The sequence below is a fragment of the Cellulosilyticum sp. genome (genome assembly GCF_982396655.1).
In genome coordinates this window covers 1-14,971 of record NZ_CEVXFV010000079.1, presented here as the reverse complement: position 1 = coordinate 14,971, position 14,971 = coordinate 1, and the positions used below count along the sequence as shown (strand labels likewise).

Annotated in this window: 14 protein-coding genes, 4 tRNA genes and 1 rRNA gene; 2 read left to right on the top strand and 17 right to left on the bottom strand. The window is 33.9% G+C overall.

Annotated elements, in window-relative coordinates; all coding sequences use genetic code 11:
- Positions 1-348: 348 nt before the first annotated feature.
- Together pflB and pflA are read left to right on the top strand one after the other, a co-directional pair.
- Positions 349-2,577: a formate C-acetyltransferase gene (pflB, locus tag AC1VAQ_RS19830; RefSeq protein WP_302599527.1), complete on the top strand. Its 2,229-nt coding sequence runs from the start codon at positions 349-351 to the stop codon at positions 2,575-2,577.
- 213 nt (positions 2,578-2,790) lie between these two features.
- On the top strand, positions 2,791-3,519 hold the full coding sequence (gene pflA / locus AC1VAQ_RS19825; protein WP_302599526.1) for a pyruvate formate-lyase-activating protein: 729 nt from the start codon (positions 2,791-2,793) through the stop codon (positions 3,517-3,519).
- 179 nt (positions 3,520-3,698) lie between these two features.
- On the opposite strand, the gene AC1VAQ_RS19820 is transcribed toward pflA, so the two are convergent.
- The 17 genes from AC1VAQ_RS19820 to AC1VAQ_RS19740 form a co-directional block, all read right to left on the bottom strand.
- A complete protein-coding gene (locus AC1VAQ_RS19820) occupies positions 3,699-4,373 on the bottom strand; it encodes a helix-turn-helix domain-containing protein (RefSeq protein WP_302599525.1) in 675 nt (224 codons plus the stop codon).
- 288 nt (positions 4,374-4,661) lie between these two features.
- A complete protein-coding gene (locus AC1VAQ_RS19815) occupies positions 4,662-6,296 on the bottom strand; it encodes a carbon starvation CstA family protein (RefSeq protein WP_302599524.1) in 1,635 nt (544 codons plus the stop codon).
- Between the two features lie 15 nt (positions 6,297-6,311).
- Positions 6,312-6,821, bottom strand: coding sequence for a DUF8052 family protein (locus tag AC1VAQ_RS19810; RefSeq protein ID WP_303244127.1), 510 nt, complete (start codon positions 6,819-6,821; stop codon positions 6,312-6,314).
- Between the two features lie 149 nt (positions 6,822-6,970).
- Positions 6,971-7,480 carry a GNAT family N-acetyltransferase gene (locus AC1VAQ_RS19805; protein ID WP_302599522.1) on the bottom strand — a complete coding sequence of 170 codons (510 nt, stop codon included), beginning with the start codon at positions 7,478-7,480 and terminating at the stop codon, positions 6,971-6,973.
- A 156-nt stretch (positions 7,481-7,636) separates the two neighbouring features.
- Entirely contained in the window at positions 7,637-8,965 is a 1,329-nt protein-coding gene (gene dnaB / locus AC1VAQ_RS19800; RefSeq protein ID WP_302599521.1) for a replicative DNA helicase, read from the bottom strand.
- Between the two features lie 25 nt (positions 8,966-8,990).
- On the bottom strand, positions 8,991-9,437 hold the full coding sequence (gene rplI, locus AC1VAQ_RS19795) for a 50S ribosomal protein L9 (protein ID WP_302599520.1): 447 nt from the start codon (positions 9,435-9,437) through the stop codon (positions 8,991-8,993).
- The gene (locus tag AC1VAQ_RS19790) at positions 9,434-11,431 is read right to left on the bottom strand and encodes a DHH family phosphoesterase (protein WP_302599519.1); all 1,998 of its coding nucleotides are present in this window, start codon (positions 11,429-11,431) and stop codon (positions 9,434-9,436) included. The genes rplI and AC1VAQ_RS19790 overlap by 4 nt, the downstream gene beginning before the upstream one ends.
- A 20-nt stretch (positions 11,432-11,451) precedes the next feature.
- Positions 11,452-12,423 carry a DUF2232 domain-containing protein gene (locus AC1VAQ_RS19785; protein WP_302599518.1) on the bottom strand — a complete coding sequence of 324 codons (972 nt, stop codon included), beginning with the start codon at positions 12,421-12,423 and terminating at the stop codon, positions 11,452-11,454.
- 283 nt (positions 12,424-12,706) lie between these two features.
- Positions 12,707-12,940, bottom strand: a complete 234-nt coding sequence (rpsR, locus tag AC1VAQ_RS19780; RefSeq protein ID WP_054742901.1) for a 30S ribosomal protein S18 — start codon at positions 12,938-12,940, stop codon at positions 12,707-12,709.
- 35 nt (positions 12,941-12,975) lie between these two features.
- Positions 12,976-13,428, bottom strand: coding sequence for a single-stranded DNA-binding protein (locus AC1VAQ_RS19775; RefSeq protein WP_302599516.1), 453 nt, complete (start codon positions 13,426-13,428; stop codon positions 12,976-12,978).
- 27 nt (positions 13,429-13,455) lie between these two features.
- Positions 13,456-13,746: a 30S ribosomal protein S6 gene (gene rpsF, locus AC1VAQ_RS19770; protein ID WP_302599515.1), complete on the bottom strand. Its 291-nt coding sequence runs from the start codon at positions 13,744-13,746 to the stop codon at positions 13,456-13,458.
- A gap of 168 nt (positions 13,747-13,914) precedes the next feature.
- Positions 13,915-14,103 (bottom strand): DUF951 domain-containing protein, encoded by a 189-nt coding sequence (locus AC1VAQ_RS19765; RefSeq protein WP_302599514.1) that lies wholly within the window; start codon positions 14,101-14,103, stop codon positions 13,915-13,917.
- Positions 14,104-14,397: 294 nt separating this feature from the next.
- Positions 14,398-14,468, bottom strand: a tRNA-Cys gene (locus AC1VAQ_RS19760).
- A 48-nt stretch (positions 14,469-14,516) separates the two neighbouring features.
- Positions 14,517-14,588, bottom strand: a tRNA-Asn gene (locus AC1VAQ_RS19755).
- Between the two features lie 35 nt (positions 14,589-14,623).
- Positions 14,624-14,694: transfer RNA gene (locus AC1VAQ_RS19750), tRNA-Cys, on the bottom strand.
- Between the two features lie 4 nt (positions 14,695-14,698).
- Positions 14,699-14,816 (bottom strand): 5S ribosomal RNA (gene rrf / locus AC1VAQ_RS19745).
- Positions 14,817-14,818: 2 nt separating this feature from the next.
- Positions 14,819-14,890: transfer RNA gene (locus tag AC1VAQ_RS19740), tRNA-Glu, on the bottom strand.
- Between the last annotated feature and the right edge of the window lie 81 nt (positions 14,891-14,971).

The following is a 14,971-nucleotide window of genomic DNA, read 5'->3' as shown; positions in this document are numbered from 1 at the left end:
GTTTAAAGATATGATGGCCAGGGCTTATGAGGATTTTGGTTTTGAGACGGATAATATTTAACATTAATATAGCTATTTGCGTACTTATTTTATAGTATTTTTCTCCTTATAATATATGACAAATCTCATCTATTTAATCCAAACGTTAAAATTATCTTTTATTAACGCTAATTCCAATTTTTGTATATTGTAATATATAATATATAATTTTATAAGAAATTCTTGACCTGTATACAGTATACATTGTATAATGTGGGTATGAAAATCAAGCAATTCTTTATTGCTAGTATTTATATCTTTATTTATAAATATTTAATTTTCTTCAATTAATTTAAGGAGTGATTATTAATGTTTGAACAATGGAATGGTTTTAAAACTGGTATATGGTCAAAAGAAATCAATACTAGAGACTTCATTCAAAGAAACTATACACCATATGATGGAGATGAATCTTTCTTAGTAGGTCCAACAGAAGCTACTACTACTTTATGGTCACAAGTACGTGGTCTTATGGACGAAGAACTTAAAAAAGGTATCTTAGATGCTGAAACAAAAGTTCCTTCTACTCTTACTTCTCATGGTCCTGGTTACTTAAACAAAGATCTTGAAACAATCGTTGGTCTTCAATCAGATAAACCATTAAAAAGAAATATTATGCCAAATGGTGGTATTCGTACTGTAGAATTAGCACTTAAATCTTATGGCTATGAATTAGATCCAGAAACAAAAGAAATCTTCACAAAATACCGCAAAACACACAATACAGCTGTATTCCAAGCATATACAAAAGACATGAGAGCTTGTCGTCACAGCCACATCATCACAGGTCTTCCAGATGCTTATGGTCGTGGACGTATCGTTGGTGACTACCGTCGTATTGCTTTATACGGTGTTGACTTCTTAATTGAAGAAAAACTTGCAGATAAAGAACAATTAGACGTAACTCCAATGTGCGAAGATGTAGTACGTCGTCGTGAAGAAATTGCTGAACAAGTAATCGCTCTTCAAGATCTTAAAAAAATGGCTGCAAACTATGGTTTTGATATTTCTAGACCAGCTGCAGATATTAAAGAAGCTATCCAATGGTTATACTTCGGTTACCTTGGTGCTGTAAAACAACAAGATGGTGCTGCTATGTCAATCGGACGTAACACAACATTCCTTGATATCTATGCTGAAAGAGACCTTAAAGCTGGTAGATATACAGAAGAACAAATCCAAGAATTCATTGATCATTTCGTAATGAAACTTCGTATGGTTCGTTTCCTTCGTATCCCAGAATACAATGAATTATTCTCTGGTGACCCTGCTTGGGTATCTGAAGCAATCGGTGGACTTGGTATTGATGGACGTCACATGGTTACAAAAACATCTTACCGTGTACTTCACACATTAATTAATCTTGGACCATCACCAGAACCAAACTTAACAATTCTTTGGTCTCCAAGACTTCCACAAAACTTCAAACGTTACTGTGCTGATATCTCTATCAAAACATCATCTATCCAATACGAAAATGATGATTTAATGAGATTACACTACGGTGACGACTACACAATCGCATGCTGTGTATCTGCTATGAAAGTCGGAAAAGAAATGCAATTCTTCGGTGCTCGTGCTAACCTTGCTAAAACATTACTTTATGCAATCAACGGTGGTCGTGATGAAATGACAGGTGAACAAGTTGGTCCTAAATATCAACCAATCACATCTGAATACCTTGATTATGATGAAGTTATGGCTAAATTCAATGATATGATGGATTGGCTTGCAAGAGTTTATGTTGATACATTAAACGTAATTCATTACATGCATGATAAATATCACTATGAATCACTTGAAATGGCTCTTCATGATACAGAAGTTGAACGTACATTCGCTACAGGTATTGCTGGATTCTCAGTAGTAGTTGACTCTCTTTCAGCTATTAAATACGCTAAAGTTAAAACTGTTAGAGATGAAACAGGTCTTGTTACAGATTACGAAATCGAAGGCGAATACCCAGCATACGGTAATAATGATGACCGTGTAGACCAAATTGGTGTTGAACTTGTTCAAAACTTCATGAACAAAGTTAGAAAACATCATACATACAGAAACTCTATCCCAACAACATCTATCTTAACTATTACATCAAACGTTGTATATGGTAAGAAAACAGGTAACACACCTGATGGACGTAAAGCAGGTCAACCACTTGCTCCAGGTGCTAACCCAATGCATGGTAGAGACGTAAATGGTGCTCTTGCATCACTTTCTTCTGTAGCTAAACTTCCATTCAGAGATTCATTAGATGGTATTTCTAATACATTCTCTATCATTCCAAGTGCTCTTGGTAAAACAGAAGAAGAACAAATCAGCAATTTAACAGGTCTCCTTGATGGATACTTCGTTCAAGATCCACACCACGTAAACGTAAACGTTATGCAACGTGAAACATTACTTGATGCTATGGATCATCCAGAAAAATATCCACAACTTACAATCCGTGTATCTGGATATGCTGTTCGTTTCATCCGTTTAACAAGAGAACAACAAATGGATGTTATCAACAGAACATTCCATAACCACTTCTAAGAATTGGTATATTTAGGATAAAAATTATTAAATAACAATTAATTTAAAGAGGATGTTTGCATCCTCTTTATTAATTGTTTATAATAAAAATAGATGTAGCTTATTCATAATAATAGATCCTTTATCAATAGGGGGTTAGGGGATAGATAATACCCTTTTACGCAATTATATCTAGGTTACACAAATTATAAACTTGATTCAGGAGGTATGAACATGAAAGGCAGAATACATTCGATTGAAACTTGCGGTGCTGTAGATGGTCCAGGCCTTCGCTATATCGTTTTTACACAAGGTTGTCCATTAAGATGTAAATATTGTCACAACCCAGATACTTGGAAATTACATGAAGGAAAAGAAGCGGATACAGAAGATCTTATTAAGGATATTGTAAAATACAAACCTTTTATGAATGCATCTAATGGTGGTGTTACTATCAGTGGTGGTGAACCATTTATGCAAGCTGATTTCGTAAGGGATTTACTTATGAAATGTAAAGAGGAAGGACTTCACACAACAATTGATAGTTCAGGTCATGTGAGCTTAGAAAAGGCTGACCCTGTTCTTGATTATACAGATCTTGTACTTTTAGATATTAAATGTTATAACAAAGAGAAATTCAAAAATCTAACTGGTGTTGACCTCGAACCAACTCTTGCATTTGCAAAACATTTAGAAGAACGCAATATTCCTATTTGGATACGCTACGTATATGTTCCAAATCTTACAGACAGCGAAGAAGATATTGAAAATCTTGCTCAATACTTAACTACACTTAAAAATGTAGAACGTATTGATATTTTACCATTCCATAAAATGGGTGAGTATAAATGGGAACAACTTGGGTATGAATATGAATTACAAGATACTGAAGAGCCATCTATCGACGCTACTAACTCAGCTAAGGCAATTTTTGAGAAATACAACCTACCAGTTGTAGGTTAATCTATTTTATGAGTCAGGCTACTAGCACACTATAGTTAGTAGTCTTTTTTATTATCCTTTTTAGATGTAAAAATGGCAAAAATAAAAAGCCTCATTAGCAGAACTATATTCTGCTTCGTGGGGGCTTTTTTTTGGTATATGTAGTTTTATAGGTATTATTAGCACCTTTAATAGGGCCATTACATTTCTTTAGCGGTTTGTGTATCTACGTTTTGTTTTTTATCTTTAAATAACCTATTCCAGAAAGATTGTTTTTCTTTTTTATCATTTTCTTTTTCTTTATTATCGCCTATTTCTTTTCTCATCTTCTGAACTTCTCTCATAGTCTCATCTAACTTACGATAATATTCTTCATTTTTGGCCTCTTGTTTTTCCTGAAACTCACTGATTTTCTCTTCTACTGTATTATCTACTTCTTGTTTAATTTCTGCCTTCATCTCTTGTTTAATCTGTGCTACAGATGCTTTATTTCCCTCCATAACAGCCTGTGTAATCATACCCATAAATACTTTAACCTTATCATTATTAGGGTCTCCTATGTCTATAGTTGTTACACCTTCATTTTGAGCTGCTGTTGGAAGTTGTGCACTACTTAACTGCTCATAGCTTTCTTTAGCTTCTTGATTTGAATCATGCATAATACTTTCTATTGCCTTAAGCTGTAAGCCTTGTTCTCGCATATCCAATATCTTTCTAAACATCTCTACATCTTCTACTGTATATACTCTGTGTCCTTTAGTATTTCTTTTAATTGTTAAATTAAGTTCCTTCTCATAAAATCTAAGTACGTAAGGTTCTGTTTCCAGCTTTTCCGCTACATCTTTTACTGTGAGAAAGTCTTTTTCCTGTAACATTGGCGCTCCCCCATTCATTTGTACATGTTATGATTATTATACCATATTTTTACAATAATACAATATTTTAAGAATATTTTTATTTATTTTTTATTAATTACTTTATAATTTATCACTTATCTAACTGTTTTGTCATCCGCTTCTTTATTATGTATCAAGCCTGCTTACGTCATAAAAATAAGCACCAAATCAACAATATTACTGATTTGGTGCTTATTCTTGGCAACAGATGCCGTAAATTCACTTGTATTCAATTTTAATCATTAAGCCTTATAAGTGTTACCTTAACTATTTATTTACCTTCACGCTCTTTTGAGCAGGTTTCATAAGCTTTAAAATTGCTTCTACAATAATCCAGATTGCTAAGGCAAATAATACAATAGCAATAACACCTAGAATATAATTAGGCTCAGCTGAAAAGATATTTTGTTTAATAAGAAGTGATAAAGCTACAACTGTTACAGCAAACATAAATACCATAGGAATAGCTGACATAATAGACGTACGATTTGTATTAGCAAGCCAGCTGGTAATAGCAAGTAATGCTAGCGCACCTAAAAGTTGATTAGCAGCACCGAATACTGGCCAAATCTTTGTATAACCATATCCAAGTAAAATGCTAGATAAACCAACAGTAATGAGTGTAGCTGTAATAGGATGTGCAAAGACTTTCTTAATAGGCTCACTTGCTTCATCAAACATCTCTTGGAAAATATAACGACCGATTCTAGTTGCAGTATCTAAACTTGTAAGTGCAAATGCAGAGAATGCTAACGTAACAAATACCTTACCTACTGCTACTGGAATTCCAAACTTACTCATAAATTCAGAAAGACCTGCTGCAAAAATAACAGTTGGTGTTCCCTCCGCCTTTGCAACATAACATACTGTAATAAGTGCAATAACAGCTACGATTCCTTCAATCAGCATAGAACCATAACCAATAAGCTTAGCATCTTTTTCGCTTCTAATTTGTTTTGCTGTTGTTCCTGAACTAACTAATGAGTGGAAGCCTGAAATAGCACCACAAGCAACTGTAACAAATAAGAATGGGAATAAGGTTTGTCCATTTACATTAAATCCTACATAAGCAGGTGCCACAATCGTAGGTCTATAAAGTAATAAACCAATAATACCGCCTGCAAGCATTGCATAAAGTAAGAAAGAGCATAAATAATCTCTAGGCTGTAATAAAATCCATACTGGTAAAATAGATGCAAGTGCAATATAAATAATTAAAATAACATTCCATGCACTTTGTGAAAGTTTAAGTACGGGAAAAGCATATCCTATATAAATGCAAATAAATAATAATAATACACCAATAATTGTTGCTACACCTAGCTTAGCATGCTTTCTGTACACAAAGAATCCAAATAATACAGCTAATATAATAAATAATACAGAAGCTGTACCAGCTTGTGCCCCGATAATATTATCAGGATTTGCCACATCATATGCAAAAGTAGAAGCACAAATACTTGTAAAGGCTGCAACTACTAAAATAAGTGTTGCATAAGCAAAGAAGTTAAATAAAATTTTTCCTCTTCGTCCAATATTTGTCCTAATAATTTCACCAATACTTTTACCATCGTGTCTAATTGAAGCAAATAATGCCCCAAAGTCATGTACACCACCTATAAATACAGATCCAATTAAAATCCATAAATATACTGGTAACCATCCAAAAATAGATGCAAGAATCGGTCCTGTAATAGGTCCTGCACCTGCAATAGATGAAAAGTGATGTCCTAACAATACCTTTGCATCTGTTGGTACATAGTCTACATTATCAAATTTAGTTTCTGCTGGTGTCTTTCGCTTTGGATCAAGCCCCCATTTCTTTACAAGCCAACCACCATATCCAACATAGGCTACTAAAAAAACTACTACTGCAATAAGAAGTAATACTAAAGAATTCATTGAATTCTCCCCCCTTTATTTTTTATAAAAAGGCTCATATGCCTTTTTAACACGTTTACCATCCCTGTTTGTAAATACCTTACTTGTCGGGAGTTCTACTACCATCAGCCTTACTTCACAAAATCCTCTAAAGTAAAACCCAAATATCTTTTCATACTTAAATTTCTTAATCGTCTTTAAATCACACGCTATGTAATCCTCACATACTAAAACAGCATTAATATAGGTACTTTTATGATATTGATTAAGACTTACTACTTTCTCAGGTAGCTCATTTAAATATGCCAAATATCTTTCTAAATCTTCTTGCGTTAAATGTGGTACGCACTTAATCATGACATGTTCATTAGTCTCAAACTTATCAATAATATCTGTTTTACTTAAGAATGTTCTTCCTAGCATCATATGATATTTACCATACAAATCAAATACTTTATTATTAATAAGTTTATTTTCTTCCAAGTCAAAATAATTCTTAAGTCTTCTTTCCATGAGCTCTAGATATGTCTCTCTATTTATATCCACTGTAAAATCTCCTCTAAACATCTACTTTATTTCTACATTTTATCAAATTATAGCATTAAAATAAATGTTTTTTAGAATATTTAATTAAATAATAAAAATCTCGTAAAACTATTATACTCACTCTAGCTTTACGAGATTTTATATTTTACTTATTCTTTTACTATTAGTTTCTGATATGTTATAAGGTCTAACCACCTGTCAAACTTATAACCCACTTCTCTATATACACCACACATACTATAACCACTTTTTTCAAACAACATACGACTTCCTATATTTTCACCACATATAAGTGCTAAAAGTGTATGAATCTCCTTTTCAGGCTCTCGTGCGCGCGTTTCTATAAATTCAATGGCTATCCTTCCAATACCTCTTCCCTCATAACCATGTTTCAAATATATTGTGACTTCTGCACTATGACTAAATGCCTCTCGTGGCTTAAACTGAGTAAGTAGCACATAGCCACAAACTTCATCTTCCATCTTAATTAAGTAGCCCTCATACTTAGGTTCTGAAAAAGTGACCAGTGCTTTCATTTCCTCTAGACTAATCTCCCTTATATGAAAAGTCGCTGTTGAATTTCTTACATAATATAAATAAATCTCTCTTACGAGTTCCACGTCTTTTTCTGTAATTACTTCAAACTTAATTTTGCTCATTATAGCCTTCCTTTCCCAATTTATATATCTTTTGTAGCCGCCATTTCCTAAACAACTTAAATTATGCATTAACCTACTCTATAAAGAAAGGGAATGACATGAAATTATATCATTAATTTCATATCATTCCCTTGTCTATAAATTAATCTCCAATAACTAATGCTGCATATTGGCGAACTTAGTATATTGTCCAAGCCATACAAGTTCAACTGTTCCCGTAGGGCCATTTCTTTGTTTGGCAATAATAACTTCACCAACATTCTTCTTATCTGTATCTGGATGATAATACTCATCACGATATAAGAACATAACAACGTCAGCATCCTGTTCAATAGCTCCAGATTCCCTCAAATCGGAAAGCATTGGTCTATGGTCTGTTCTTGTCTCACAAGCACGAGAAAGCTGGGATAATGCGATTACAGGGGCATTCATTTCCCTAGCTAAGGCTTTTAAAGAACGAGAGATATCTGAGATTTCTTGTTGTCTAGAATCTCCTTTACCACTACCACTCATAAGCTGTAAGTAGTCAATCATGATAAGGTCTAATCCCTTTTCCATTTTAAGCCTTCTACATTTCGCACGCATCTCCATAACGTTAATACCTGCTGTATCATCAATAAAGATTCTAGAGTCTGCAATATTAGGAATACTCCTTGCTAAGCGATCCCAGTCTTCTTTCTCTAACATTCCAGTACGTGCCTTCTGTGAATCAACCATCGCCTCTGCACAAAGCATACGGCTTACTAGCTGATCCTTAGACATTTCCAAACTAAATACAGCAACACTTTGTTTGTTCTTGATGCCTGCTGTTTGAATAATGTTAAGGGCAAAGGCTGTTTTCCCCATTGAAGGTCTAGCTGCTACTAGCACTAAGTCTGAAGGCTGAAGTCCCGCTGTACGTTGATCCAGGTCAATGAAACCAGTTTCAATTCCTGTAATACCACCTTTACTCTGATGTGCTTCTTCAATTTTATCAATAGAAGTGATAACAATCTCATCAATACCAGTAAAGTCTTCTGTACTTTTATTTTGAAGAATATCAAAAACTTGCTTTTCAGCAAAGCTCATAATACTATCAATAGGTTCTTCCCCTTCATAACTTTTTGCTGCAATCTCATTACTTGCTTTAATTAGCCTTCTGAGTGTTGCCTTTTCCTCTACAATCTTAGCATATTGCTTAATATGCGCCGATGTAGGTACACTACTTGCAAGCTCAGCTATATATCCTAGACCACCAACTTGCTCTAATACACCTTTTTGAACTAATTTATCCTGGATAGTAATAAGGTCTATAGGATTTCCACTTGTATAAAGTTCAATAATGGCTGCATAAATTTGCTCATGATCAGGTCTATAAAAGTCTTCAGGTCGTAATATTTCACTAGCAACAATAACAGCTTCATGATCCAAAATCATGGAACCTAAAACAGACTGCTCTGCCTCCAAACTATGTGGCGGAATTCTCATATTAGGTACTTGCTCCATAGCCTATTCCTCTCCTTTTATAAATTTACGCTTCTACAACATAAACACTTACTGTGGCACTTACTTGTGGATGTAACTTAATTGTTACTTTTAATCCACCTAATCCTTTAATAGGATCTTTTAATTGGATTTTCTTTTTATCTACTGCCACGCCTAAATCTTTTTTAATCACTTCTGCAATTTCTTTTGAAGTAACAGAACCAAATACTTTTCCACCTTCTCCAGTTTTCACAGGAATTTTAATTTCTTTTTCATTAAGCTTTTCAGCAATTGCTTTTGCATCATCTAATTCTTGTTGTTTACGTTTAGCTTCTGCATTTTGCTCTAATTTTCTATTGTTCATATTTACAGCATTAGCTTCTACAGCTAATCCTTTTGGGAATAATGCATTACGTGCATATCCATCTTTTACTTCTAATAAGTCACCTTTTTTACCAACTTTTTTTACATCTTGTGTTAAAATTACTTTCATTTTGTTTCACCTTCCTCAAAGTATTTATTTATCGCATCTTGTAGTAGTATTCTAGCCTCTTGTAAGGATACATCTTTAATCTGTGCCCCAGCAATGCCTAAATGTCCACCGCCTCCTAATAACTCCATAATACGCTGTACATTTATATCCTTTAATGCTCTTGCACTAATCACAATATACTCCTCTTGAGGTGTTAATACAAATGAAGCTTCAATACCTTTAATATTTAAGAGTTCATCAGCAACCTGCGCTGCTATAATATTAGCATGTGGTATAGCGCCATTTACATCCGCCACTGCCATATTCCCCTCCCAGATTTCTGCTTCTTTAATAGCCGTTGCACGTACTTTATAAACATCCATATCATCTTGGAATAACATACGCACTCTCGTACTATCTGCACCATTTCTTCTAAGAAATGCAGCAGCCTCAAAGGTCCTAACGCCTGCCTTAAATACAAAGTTCTTCGTATCAATCGTAATACCTGCTAAGAGTGCATCTGCCTCAATAGCTGTAAGTTTAATTTTATCACTTAAGTAATTAAGAATCTCCGAAATCATCTCACAAGTAGATGAAATAAATGGCTCTACATAAGTAAGTACTGCATCTTCAATAAAATCTGTACTACGACGATGATGGTCAAATACTACCACCTTCTCGAACTTATCTAAAAATTCAGGGCATTCTAAGTAACTTTTTCTATGAACATCTACAATAACAAGTAAAGTATCTTTTTTAATTTCTTTTTCAGCTTCTTCAGGTGTTATAAATAAATCTTCATATTCTTTTGATTCTACTATTCTATCATATAAAGCCTTAATGGCAAAGGTAGGTTCTTTTAATATAATTTGCGCTTTTTTACCCATTATAGCTGCGCCTCTATATACACCCATAGCTGCACCTAAGCAATCCATATCAATGCCCTTATGCCCCATGATAAATACTTTATCAGCTTCATGTAAAAGTTCTTTAAAGGCATACGCTTTTATTCTTACTTTTACTCTAGCACTCTTCTCAACTTCTTTGGTCTTGCCACCATAGAAAGTATACTTATCATGATGTTTTATAATAGCTTGGTCCCCACCTCGCCCCTGAGCTAAATCAAAGGCAATTCTAGCATCTTCTTTTGAATTATTTAATGAGGTAATATTATTACCAATCCCTATACTAATTGTAACAGGTAATTCATTCCCTACTTGAATATGTCGCATCTCATCTAATATATCAAATTTCGTCTGCTCCATCTTTTCAAGCTCTCTTCTATTGAAAATCATAATATACTTATCACGTTCAATACGCGCAATAACTACCTCGCGCTCTTTAAACCATAAGTTAATTTTTCGATCAATAATAGCCATCAGCATAGGACGTCGTACTTCTTCAATACTATGCGTAATCTCATCAATATTATCAATACATAAATATCCCATCATACAACGTTCATCATTAATTTGCTTCTTTAAAAACTCATTTTCTGTTGTATCCATAAAATAAAGTATAAAACATAGATTTTCACCACTTACCTTTTCAATAGATAAATTAAACTTTTTACCGCCAAGTTCAATCATTTTATTAGGTATGGACTCTAAATCTATAAGTTCACTTGTTTTTATATCAGGGATTATTTCTTTGATATCCTTACCAATACTTACTTCTTCATTACAAATATCTGAAAAAGCATTATTAAACCACTTGATTTCTCCTATTTCTTCTAAAATAGCTACAGGTATTTGTGAGTTAGCAAACATTGTATCTTTAAGTGTTGTAACTTCTTCTACCTGCCGTGCAATCTGTGACCTTACAATACCCACTATATGCTTTTCTCCAACTATACTCAAAATAAATAAAATGGTATATATCAGTAGGCTCACAATAACTTGTGGTACATGTACTACTCTAACTGCTTGTATAACAACTCCTATAAGCATCAAAAGCTGTGAGAATCTTAATATCCCTATTGCATAAGAAAAATGATTCTTAAAATGTTTCTTCATATCCCTATCCTTTCTGCGCATTAAACCACAATCGTTACTTTCCTAAAATTAAAGATTGTATCAAGAAAGCCAAATAGTATAAGAAGTGTAGGTGAAAATAGTATAATAACTCCTAGGAAAATACCACTTATGATTTTTACCCCTTTATTAATTGAGGACTTCTTAATAATTCCAATTACACTAAGTAATCCAACTAACATAAATAACATATAAATTACAACTACTACATTCACACCTAAAATCATTGTACCACTTAATGCATCTGTTGTCATAGCCATTAAAAATATAGCTACTGCAAGTATTATAAGTAATACCCTCGACATCCTAAATTCTAATAATTGCCCTAAGGTTGGTAAGGCCTTATCCTTACGGCGTAAAATAATATGTGTAATAATCACCTGTATAACTGTACATATAAATGCATTTATAATAAGCATTGCTGCAAACAACTGCTTTATTAAATCAAAATTACCTATAAGCATCTGGGTAATCTGAACCTCAAATCCTTTATTTGCTATACCTGCTGTTGCCATAAATTGACTTACTGCTACAGGTAATAATAGTGTTTTAAGCTGTTCCATATAAACCATGTATTGAAGCTCATAATTAATACCTACTGCTTTCATAATACCTTGATAAAGTAAAAATGCAATAGCACTTATAACACCCGCATACACAATAGTATTTGGTAAAGGATACTTCTTTTTATAAAAATATGATACAGCATATGCTGGCACACCAATCCCAATAAGATAAATCAAACTGCTTTCTATTTTTCCAGTTATGGCATATACAGAAAGTAAAGTCGCAACATTATATAAGATATGTGTACCCATCTCAGCAGTATTCCTAATCATATACAATGTGAGAGGTATTGCTAAAATAGGTAATAAAAGAATACTTCCTATGCTATATACGCCTAATATTGCTATTACAATATAGAATGCTAATAAAAAGCACAGCATTAGCGTTCTCCTTGTATCTTGTTTCATTGAAAAGCGTCCCTCCTTCGTCTTCTAATCAATTACGATATCTACCTTAATAAATGGAAGTGCAAATTCTATCTACAACCTGCATCCCGCTTTATTTCTCAAGAAAAATAAATATACGTTGTATTATTATACCATAGATTCGACTTTTAATTCTAGTAGTGACTAGACTCTTGCAAAAAATCACTGAAAAACAAAAAACCACTGCCGGCTAAGCAGTGGTGTGTGCATATTGTTTGGTATTTGTGCTTGTTTCTCTCTATATAATGTGCTAATGTATTAAAAATTAATCTTGTGTGTATGGTAAAAGTGCAATGTGTCTTGCACGTTTGATAGCAACTGTAAGTTTACGTTGTGCTTTAGCTGAGTTACCAGTGATTCTTCTTGGAAGAATTTTACCTCTTTCTGAGATAAATTTCTTAAGAGTATTGATATCTTTGTAGTTGATTTTTTTGATTTTATCACCAGCAAATTGATTTATTTTACGTCTTCTACGGTTATGTCTTTTTTGCATTGCCATTGTGTATTCCCTCCTTCTTTAATTACTGTTTCTAATTAAAATGGTAAATCGTCATCTTCTTCAAAGTTAGTAGTAGGTGTAAAACCTGCTGCTGAATTTCCTGAAGAGGGACTTGGTGCGGGTGCACTAATTGGAGCATCCATCATTACACCACGAGATTCTGCTGAAGATCTACTTTCTGCAAAGTGTTGCTCTTCTGCCACTACATCTACTGATGTATGTTTTACTTTTTGTTGGTCTTCCCAAGTATTTACTTGTAAACGCCCAACGACAGCAACCATTTGTCCTTTTCTAAAGTACTTCTCAGCGAATTCACCTGCTTTGCCGAATGATACGATGTTGAAGAAATCAACATCTTGTTCACCTGGTTTTGCAAACTGTCTTCTTACAGCAATTCCATATCTTGCTACTGCAACAGGATTAGCTGATTGAGAATAACGTACTTCTGGATCTCTAGTCAAACGTCCCATTAATATAACTTTGTTCATACTCAGACCCCTTCCTTCAGGTAATTATTATTTATCTTCAAGAGATACGATTAAGTAACGAAGAACTGGTTCCATGATACGAACTCTAGCTTCGATTTCTGCTGGAGCAGAAGTTTCAGCATTGAATTGAATGAAGTAGTAGAAACCTTCTCTTTGTTTTTCGATTTCGTAAGCAAGTTTTCTTTTGCCCCAATCGTCAACGTTTGTGATTTCTCCACCAAAACGTACGATAAGGTCTTTCACTTTTTCAAGTGTAGCTACTCTTTCTTCTTCGCTTAATGTTGAGAATAACACAACTGATAATTCATAATTTCTCATTATGACACCTCCTTTTGGTCTTTGGCCCTATATCTGTGTATAGAGCAAGGATTACATTACAGTTTCATATGATACCATAAAATATGACGAAAGACAAGCCTTTTTGCTAATTAAAAAAAATAGCAAATTTAGGTAAATTTCTTTTTAATCTTTTTTTATAAGATTTTATTATGCCCCTGCTTGTCTTAAAACTTTTTTCACGCTTTTTTCAAATTTAATACGTGGTATCATAATCAAATGATTACATGCAATACAGCGTAATTTAAAATCCGCACCTACACGCAAGATTTCCCATTCATTAGTTCCACATGGGTGTGGTTTTTTCATCTGTACTACATCTCCAACTTGATAATTCATATATCTCCTCCTTAAAGTTGTATCCATTTTGTTATGATTTATACATTTCTCACAAAACTTTTTCTACCTTATTATTATAATTTTTTACTCATTTTCATTCTCTATTTTGAGCTTTATCCTTGAGTTTATATAAATTTTTCTTCCACGAATAGGGTTATTATAACATACCTCAAAATTCAAAAACACTGTTTCTATCTATTTTTGAAAAAATACCATAGACTTCTAATTTAATAATTTTAGCAACACAAAAAGTCGTAAGAACTATCTCAAATAATTCTTACGACTATAACTAAAAGGCGGCAACCAGATTTGAACTGGTGATGAAGGTGTTGCAGACCTCTGCCTTACCACTTGGCTATGCCGCCACTTATTAAATTATATGTATTTTATCATGTTTTTATTACATATAAAAACTCCCCGAGTAGGGTTCGAACCTACGACCCTTCGGTTAACAGCCGAATGCTCTGCCGCTGAGCTATCGAGGAATATTTTTACCTTAAATCTTTTAATTTAAGATTAAAGGCGGCAACCAGATTTGAACTGGTGATGAAGGTGTTGCAGACCTCTGCCTTACCACTTGGCTATGCCGCCATAAATTTGGCAACCACTTACTTTCCCAGGCCGTCTCCAGCCAAGTATCATCAGCCGCTTAAGTCTTAACCGACGTGTTCGGGATGGGAACGGGTGTTTCCCTTAAGCGCATCATCACCAACAATGACCCGTACGAGAATCGAACTCGTGTTACCGCCGTGAAAGGGCGGTGTCTTGACCGCTTGACCAACGGGCCTTTTTTACTTTAATGATCTACTTCATTAAAAACTCCCCGAGTAGGGTTCGAACCTACGACCCTTCGGTTAACAGCCGAATG

What these genes read in the sequence shown, in the direction of transcription:
- pflB (WP_302599527.1), top strand. Translation starts at nt 349, where the DNA reads ATGTTTGAACAATGGAATGGTTTTAAAACTGGTATATGGTCAAAAGAA.
- pflA (WP_302599526.1), top strand. Translation starts at nt 2,791, where the DNA reads ATGAAAGGCAGAATACATTCGATTGAAACTTGCGGTGCTGTAGATGGT.
- AC1VAQ_RS19820 (WP_302599525.1), bottom strand. Translation starts at nt 4,373, where the DNA reads ATGTTACAGGAAAAAGACTTTCTCACAGTAAAAGATGTAGCGGAAAAG.
- AC1VAQ_RS19815 (WP_302599524.1), bottom strand. Translation starts at nt 6,296, where the DNA reads ATGAATTCTTTAGTATTACTTCTTATTGCAGTAGTAGTTTTTTTAGTA.
- AC1VAQ_RS19805 (WP_302599522.1), bottom strand. Translation starts at nt 7,480, where the DNA reads ATGAGCAAAATTAAGTTTGAAGTAATTACAGAAAAAGACGTGGAACTC.
- dnaB (WP_302599521.1), bottom strand. Translation starts at nt 8,965, where the DNA reads ATGGAGCAAGTACCTAATATGAGAATTCCGCCACATAGTTTGGAGGCA.
- rplI (WP_302599520.1), bottom strand. Translation starts at nt 9,437, where the DNA reads ATGAAAGTAATTTTAACACAAGATGTAAAAAAAGTTGGTAAAAAAGGT.
- AC1VAQ_RS19790 (WP_302599519.1), bottom strand. Translation starts at nt 11,431, where the DNA reads ATGAAGAAACATTTTAAGAATCATTTTTCTTATGCAATAGGGATATTA.
- AC1VAQ_RS19785 (WP_302599518.1), bottom strand. Translation starts at nt 12,423, where the DNA reads ATGAAACAAGATACAAGGAGAACGCTAATGCTGTGCTTTTTATTAGCA.
- rpsR (WP_054742901.1), bottom strand. Translation starts at nt 12,940, where the DNA reads ATGGCAATGCAAAAAAGACATAACCGTAGAAGACGTAAAATAAATCAA.
- AC1VAQ_RS19775 (WP_302599516.1), bottom strand. Translation starts at nt 13,428, where the DNA reads ATGAACAAAGTTATATTAATGGGACGTTTGACTAGAGATCCAGAAGTA.
- rpsF (WP_302599515.1), bottom strand. Translation starts at nt 13,746, where the DNA reads ATGAGAAATTATGAATTATCAGTTGTGTTATTCTCAACATTAAGCGAA.
- AC1VAQ_RS19765 (WP_302599514.1), bottom strand. Translation starts at nt 14,103, where the DNA reads ATGAATTATCAAGTTGGAGATGTAGTACAGATGAAAAAACCACACCCA.